Annotated in this window: 7 protein-coding genes and 1 pseudogene; 3 read left to right on the top strand and 5 right to left on the bottom strand. The window is 63.6% G+C overall.

The window, feature by feature from the left end; translation table 11 throughout:
- Both CJ014_RS27020 and mmsB read left to right on the top strand, forming a co-directional pair.
- Positions 1-194: pseudogene (locus CJ014_RS27020) on the top strand (ABC transporter ATP-binding protein); the annotation flags it as partial.
- 127 nt (positions 195-321) lie between these two features.
- A complete protein-coding gene (gene mmsB, locus CJ014_RS27025; RefSeq protein WP_100083595.1) occupies positions 322-1,518 on the top strand; it encodes a multiple monosaccharide ABC transporter permease in 1,197 nt (398 codons plus the stop codon).
- A 131-nt stretch (positions 1,519-1,649) separates the two neighbouring features.
- Here mmsB and CJ014_RS27030 read toward each other — a convergent pair whose 3' ends face one another.
- A complete protein-coding gene (locus CJ014_RS27030; RefSeq protein ID WP_100083596.1) occupies positions 1,650-1,886 on the bottom strand; it encodes a hypothetical protein in 237 nt (78 codons plus the stop codon).
- Positions 1,887-2,224: 338 nt separating this feature from the next.
- Here CJ014_RS27030 and CJ014_RS27035 point away from each other — a divergent pair, with 338 nt between their 5' ends.
- Positions 2,225-3,124, top strand: a complete 900-nt coding sequence (locus tag CJ014_RS27035) for a LysR substrate-binding domain-containing protein (protein ID WP_133121957.1) — start codon at positions 2,225-2,227, stop codon at positions 3,122-3,124.
- Between the two features lie 77 nt (positions 3,125-3,201).
- On the opposite strand, the gene CJ014_RS27040 is transcribed toward CJ014_RS27035, so the two are convergent.
- The 4 genes from CJ014_RS27040 to CJ014_RS27055 form a co-directional block, all read right to left on the bottom strand.
- Positions 3,202-3,594 (bottom strand): MurR/RpiR family transcriptional regulator, encoded by a 393-nt coding sequence (locus CJ014_RS27040; RefSeq protein ID WP_100083598.1) that lies wholly within the window; start codon positions 3,592-3,594, stop codon positions 3,202-3,204.
- A 174-nt stretch (positions 3,595-3,768) separates the two neighbouring features.
- Positions 3,769-4,728 carry a sugar phosphate isomerase/epimerase family protein gene (locus tag CJ014_RS27045; RefSeq protein ID WP_100083599.1) on the bottom strand — a complete coding sequence of 320 codons (960 nt, stop codon included), beginning with the start codon at positions 4,726-4,728 and terminating at the stop codon, positions 3,769-3,771.
- A 14-nt stretch (positions 4,729-4,742) separates the two neighbouring features.
- Positions 4,743-5,750, bottom strand: a complete 1,008-nt coding sequence (locus CJ014_RS27050; RefSeq protein ID WP_100083600.1) for a Gfo/Idh/MocA family oxidoreductase — start codon at positions 5,748-5,750, stop codon at positions 4,743-4,745.
- 200 nt (positions 5,751-5,950) lie between these two features.
- Positions 5,951-6,761 (bottom strand): sugar ABC transporter substrate-binding protein (locus tag CJ014_RS27055; protein WP_100083601.1); only part of this gene is annotated, 811 nt, incomplete at its 5' end.

Genomic DNA, 6,761 nt, shown 5'->3' on the forward strand with positions numbered 1-6,761 from the left:
CCAAGTACGAGATCTACTCGATCGTCAACGACCTCGTCGCCGCCGGCAAGGCGGTCATCTTCATCTCCTCGGAAATGCCGGAGCTGCTCGGCACCTGCGATCGCATCTACGTCATGAACGAAGGCGCGATCGTCGCCGAAATGCCCGTCGCCGAGGCAAGCCAGGAAAACATCATGGGCGCCATCATGCGCTAGAGCATTCGCCGGCCAGATGGACCCATCTGGCCGCCAAGCGAATGCTCCAGATTATTTTATTCGAGCAGCCGCTTTTCGATCGGGTTGTCCCAACCCGATCGGCGGGTGCTCCAGGGGAGAAGGTTTGATGTCCAGCGTGAATTCGCCCATGGCAGAAGGCAATGAAGGCTCGTTCGCGTCGGCGGTCCGGCGCAACGGCAAGGACTACGGCATGCTGATCGCCCTGATCGCCGTGATGGTGTTCTTCCAGATCATCACCGGCGGCGTGCTGTTCATGCCGGTCAACCTGACCAACCTGGTGCTGCAGAACTCCTTCGTCGTCATCATGGCGCTCGGCATGCTGCTGGTGATCATCGCCGGCCATATCGACCTCTCGGTCGGCTCGATCGTCGGCGTCATCGGCGCGCTCGCCGCCATCCTGATGATCCGCCTGCAGATCAACCCCTGGGTCGCCTGCCTGATCTGCCTCGTCGCCGGCGGCGCCATCGGCGCGGCGCAGGGCTACTGGGTGGCCTATCATTCCATCCCGGCCTTCATCGTCACGCTGGCCGGCATGCTGATGTTCCGCGGCCTCACCTTCTGGATCCTCGGCGGTATCAACATCAGCCCCTTCCCGGCCGAATTCACCAAGCTCTCCACCGGCTTCCTGCCGAACCTTTTCGATATCGGCGGCCTCAACTCCACCTCGCTGATCCTCACCGTGCTGTTGACGGCCTTCTATGTCCGCCGGTCGCTCAAGAGCCGCAGGCTCGACGAAACCCATGGCGGCGACGTGGTGCCGATGCCCTTCTTCGTCGCGCAGACGGCGATCGTCGCGGCGATCATGCTGTTCCTCGGCTACCAGCTCAGCGCCTACAAGGGCTTTCCCACCATCCTGCTGATCATGGGCGCGATGGTCGCCGCCTATTATTTCCTGACGACGCGCACCACCATCGGCCGCGCCATCTACGCCCTCGGCGGCAACGAGAAGGCGACGCGGCTTTCCGGCATCAACACCAAGCGCTACTCGTTCTACACCTTCATCAACATGGGCGTCATGGCGGCCTTCGCCGGCCTGATCGTCGCCGCCCGCCTCAATTCCTCGACGCCCAAGGCCGGCACCGGCTTCGAGATGGACTGCATCGCCGCCTGCTACATCGGCGGCGCCTCGACCACCGGCGGCGTCGGCCGGGTGACCGGCGCGGTGGTCGGCGCCTTCATCATGGGCGTGCTCAACAACGGCATGTCGATCATGGGTCTCGGCATCGACTTCCAGCAGATGGTCAAGGGCGCCGTCCTGCTCGCCGCCGTCGTCTTCGACCTCTACAATAAAAACAAGGGGTAGCCTGCCTCACCTCCACAAGCCCCGATCCTCCTGACCAACCTGGCGGAGCCGAAAGGCTCCGCTTTTTCATGCGAGAACGCCCCGGCGCGTTCGGCACCGGGGCGTTTTCTTGCCAACTTGCAAATGGATCGTCAGGCGGCGCGCTTGTGCGGCGGCATGCGCAGGTTGGCCACCGGCTCCCAGACGGCGCGGTCGAGCTCGCGCTCGGCGGTCTCGCGGCAGAAGCCGACGTCGTCGAGCAGATACGGGTCCTCGACCAGCCGCTGCAGGTCGTGCCTGAGCAGGCTGCGCTTGCGCCACTGCCGATAGAGCTGGCCGGGATTGAAGGTGCCGCCGGCCCACTGACGGAGGGACATCGAGAAGATCATGATAGAACTCCGTACTGTTCGCTTGGTCTCTATATGACGATGGCCGCCTGACCCTTCAAACGCCTTTTTTGTCCGCTTGACGTTCCAAAAACTCAACCGTAAACAAATCCTTGCCAACAATGCCCCGGCAACCGCGCAACACCCGTCAGGCTTAGGTGAAACTGCGTGTGCGCTCGTCATATTTCCGACAAAACAGCTGCTTGGCGGCTGACATCTACGGGATTTGCAGGATGAAGGAACGCCGCTGATACCTTGGTCGATAGGGGATTGCCGCAAGAAGCGGCAGCGCCTCGCCGTGCACGAAAATCAACCGGAACCCATTGACGGGAGCGCCCGACGTGGCCGTCCATCGCCTGCCCAGCCTCAACGCCCTCAAGGCCTTCGAAAGCGTCGCCCGCCTCGGCGCGCTCAACCGCGCCGCCGAGGAGCTCAACGTCACCGAGAGCGCCGTCAGCCGGCAGATCCGGGCGCTGGAGGACGACCTGCGCGTCGAGCTGTTCCGCCGCGTCCACCGCGGCGTCCGGCTGTCGCCGGAGGGCGAGCAGCTCGCCATGTCGCTCGGCACCGCCTTCGAGGCGATCCGCCGCGGCGTCGAGCAGATCCGCGCCCGCCCCGGCGTCGTCCGCGTCCGCACGCCGCCCACCTTCGGCGCCCGCTGGCTGCTGCCGCGCCTCAGGAGCTTCGAGACGGCCAACCCCGACCTCACCGTGCGCGTGTCGGTGCTGTGGGAGAACATGGACCCCAGCGACGTCGAGAACGACGTCGGCATCCTCTACGAATCGCGCCAGTGGCCGCCGGAGGAGCTGGTGCCCTTCCTGATGGAGCGGCTGACGCCGGTCTGCTCGCCGGCCTATTACCAGACCGTCGCCCACCTCGAGCCGCTGGAGCAGGTGCGGCGCGGCCAGATCCTGCACTGTTCCGGCATGACCGACTGGCAGCGCTGGGTAGCCCGCGCCTTCGGTGATGACGAAATCGACGTCGGGCACGGCGAGACCTTCGACACCATGGACACGGCGTTGCGCGCCGCCGAGGCGGGGCGCGGCTTCGCCATCGGCGACCTGTCGATGATCGGCGACGACGTCAGCCTCGGCCGCCTGGTGGCGCCGTTCGGCGTCGTCACCGGCGGCGTCGACAATCTCTATCTCGTCCGCCGCGACCGCCTCAGGCCGAAACCGGAGGTGACGCGCTTCGTCGAATGGCTCTACGCCCAGGTCGAGGAGATGAACGAGGGACGCTGAGGGCCGCGCGAAAAGGGGAGAGCCTTTCCGGATCAGGCGGATGCATGAAAGCAAACCGCCGAAAGGACAGCTATAGGCTACATGCTGCTGCCACTTGTATCCGACTGCCCGGCCGGGCGCGCTCCGTTCGGAGCCAGGCGCACAGATGGCGCGGCCGGGCGGGCGGCGGGCGGCTCCCGCAAGGCTGAGGGCCGGCGCGCTATCTCGCGGAGTTCCTTTCGAAACAGCTCACGAAAAGTCTCATATGACTTGAAGCCGAGAAAGCTGACGAACCGATACACGGTCGAGGTCGAAACCCCACAGGCACGTGCAAGCCTCGTCTCGGAATAAAACGCCATGTCCCCGGGATTGGCGAACGTAAACCGCGCCACCTTTTCGGTTCTCTTGGTGAGACCATTTGCCTTGCGGGCCATTAGGTACTTCAGTTCAAGTAGGGTCCTGGGCAGGTTTTCGTCTTCGAGGCACGGCATGCCGAATCTCCCCGGAAATAGCTTGTTCGGTATGTCCCCGAAGGCCGCGTTGAAGCCGGCATCCCATCGCCTGTTGCACGGATCCTTCAATCAGGCCGATGAGCGCTTCAGGCGGCCGCCGTTTCGGAAAACGATGCTGTCCCGAAGCGACGGGCGCCGAGAGCGTTTTGCCCGCTAGATAGCCTGCGGCGCGAAGTCGCTCCCCTCCTCGGGAGCGGCGGAGCGTAGCGTTTCAACCGACCGGCGTAAGCCCTCAAGACGGGAGAGCAGCACGTCCTCGTGCTCGATCGACAGCCACTCGTCATAGCCAACCATCTTCAGCCGATAGCAGAATTCGCGCCACCAGCTTTCACCGTGCCCATAACCCAGCGTGATGTAGCTCCAAGATCGCGCCGGGATGTCCATCAGCGAGCCATTTTCCAGAAGGCTGGCGGTCGCCGCCTTAGGGGCGTTGATGTAGGTGTCCTTGGCATGGACGTGATAGATGGCCTCGCCAAGCGCATCGACGGCGGCAAGCGGATCGGCCCCCATCCACATCAGATGGCTTGGGTCGAGGTTGGCGCCGACGACCGGGCCAACGGCCTCGCGCAGCTTGAACAGCGACGGCACGTTAAAGACCAACTGATTGCCATGCAGTTCAATGGCAATGCGTTCGACGCCGCATTCTTTGGCCAGGGCAACGATCTCTGACCAGTAGGGGATCAACCGTTCCTCCCACTGATATTTGAGCATGGTCTGCGTCTCGGGCGGCCAGGAGGAGACGACCCAGTTGGGCATCCTGTCGCCCTGGGCTCCCTCGGGAAGGCCCGACATGGTGCAAACCTTCCTGATCCCCATTTCTCCGGCGAGACGGATGGTGTCCCGGAGGCAGGCATCCTGCGTCGGGTCGGTCGGATGCAGCGGGTTGCCGTTGGCATTAAGCGCAATGACCTCAAGCCCGCGGTCGGCGAACGCCTTCAAGAACGCTCCGCGGGCCTTGGCGTCGGCTTTCATCTTCTTGAGATCGAAGTGTGGCGCCGTCGACCAGCCGCCGGTGTTGACCTCAAGGCCCGATAGATGGAGCTTCACGGCCTGATCGAGAATATCTTCAAAGGTGCGGTTGCCGAGGCTGTCGGACACAAAACCGAGTTTCATTTTCATGCTCCTCTTCAGCGATAGAAAGCCGGCTTGCCGATCATCTCGATCGGGACCTTGCGTCCCTCGGCCAGCGCTCGGACGCCGGCTTCGGCGACGACGGCGGCGCAATAGCCGTCCCAGCAGTTGGAGGCGATCGGTGACGGCACGCCGGTTTCCACAAACTTGAGAAAGGCCTTGTTCTGGCGCCGATAGGCCTCGGCGAACCGGGGGCGCCAGTCGGGCGCGTAGCGCTCGACCGATTGCAGCGCTACGTCGAGACGAGAGTAGACGGGAGCGTTCATGGAGATCGCACCCTTCTTGCCAACCAGTTCGCTGCGCACGTCGTAGCCGTAGGCGGCGTTGTTGTTGATTTCGATGTTGACGAGTTGGCCGCCATTGGTCTCCAGCACCATGAACACCGGCGCCCCGGTCTGGCTGCCGTCGACTCCTGCCGGCTGGAACACGGAGATCGACCGGTAGTCGCTGCCGAGGACGAAACGGGCAACGTCGTATTCGTGCGGCGCCGAATTGGTGATGGCCATCTGGCCGGTGAAGTTGGCCGGCGCCTCCACGTTGCGGTGGAAGTTGTGCATCATGATCGCCTGTCCGAGCTCGCCGCCGTCCAAGGCCGCCTTCATCTCGGCGTAGGATTGATCGAAGCGCCGCATGAAGCCCACCTGGACGAAGAAGCGTCCGGCCTTCGCCTCGGCTTCCATGACCGCCAGGCAGTCAGCGGAACTCTGGGCCAACGGCTTCTCGCAGAGAACCGGCTTGCCCGCTGCGATGGCGGCGATGGAAAGGGGCGCGTGGGTCTCGTCCGGGCTGGCGATCAGGACGGCATCCACGTCGCGCCTGGCAATGACAGCCATCGGGTCGGCTGCAACGTCGGCGGCGCCACACTCGTCCGCTACGGCTTTCGCCCGTTCCGGAAAAGCATCGCAGACTACCTGCAGCGTGGCGCCCGGAAGATCGCCGGATACGATGCGCGCATGGTCGGCCCCCATGATTCCCGCGCCGAGAAGTGCAATCCTGATGCTCATATCTACGTCCTCGTCAAACCTTAATCGTCAGCGTCTGATCCATTCGGCCTCTATCCGGAATCGGAAAAGGAATGTTCGATAGTCGGCACAGAAAGGTCAGGCGACGTTCCAATGCTTCAGGCGGTTTGTTGCGTTTGCCGGCCACCGCTGCTTGCTGATGAAGACGCGCCGCGCTATTGGGCGGCGCGTCCCAAGTTGTTTTATTTCAGGTACTTGTCGACGTTGTCGGCGGTGATCGACTCGAAGGCGACGATCTTTTCCTTGGGCGCCGGCTGGCCGGCCTTGAGGCCTTCGATTACTTCGAAGGCAACCTCGGCCTGGCCCTTGGCGTTCTGGAAGATCGACTGCGACATCTCGCCGGCCTTGATGGCGGCAAGCGCATCGGCGGTGCCGTCGACGCCGGAGATCATCACGCCCTGGAGGCGGCCGGCGGTCTTCAGCGCTTCGAGGGCGCCGAGCGCCATCTGGTCGTTGGCGGCGATGATGGCGTCGAACTGCGGGAAGGACTGGATCCAGTCCTCGGTCACCTTCATGCCCTCGGCGCGGTCATAGTTGGCGCTGAGGCTGGCCAGCACCGTCACGTCGGACCGTTCCTTCAGGCAGGCATCGGTGAAGCCGTCGAGACGCTGCTTGGAGTGGGTGAGGCCCGGCGTTCCCTGCAGGTAGACAACCTTGGCGTCCTTGGGCAGCTTCTCCTTCATGAACTCGCCCTGCAGCTTGCCGGCATCGTAGTCGTTCGAGCCGACGAAGGTGTATTCGCCGCCCGCCGCCTTGATGCCAAGGGCGATCACCGGAATGCCGGCCGCGTTGGCCTTCTCGATACCCGGAACGATGCCCTCGAAGTCGACCGGCACCACCAGAATGGCGTTGACCTTCTGGGTGACGAAGTTGTCGATCTGGTCGAGCTGCTTGGAGATGTCGAGATTGGCGTCGGTGAAGCGGACCTCGACGTCCGGATCGGCCTTGACCGCCTCGATGAAGGCGTTCTTGCGGCTCATGGTGAACACGTCG

The organism is Pleomorphomonas carboxyditropha, from assembly GCF_002770725.1.
Lineage (GTDB): Bacteria > Pseudomonadota > Alphaproteobacteria > Rhizobiales > Pleomorphomonadaceae > Pleomorphomonas > Pleomorphomonas carboxyditropha.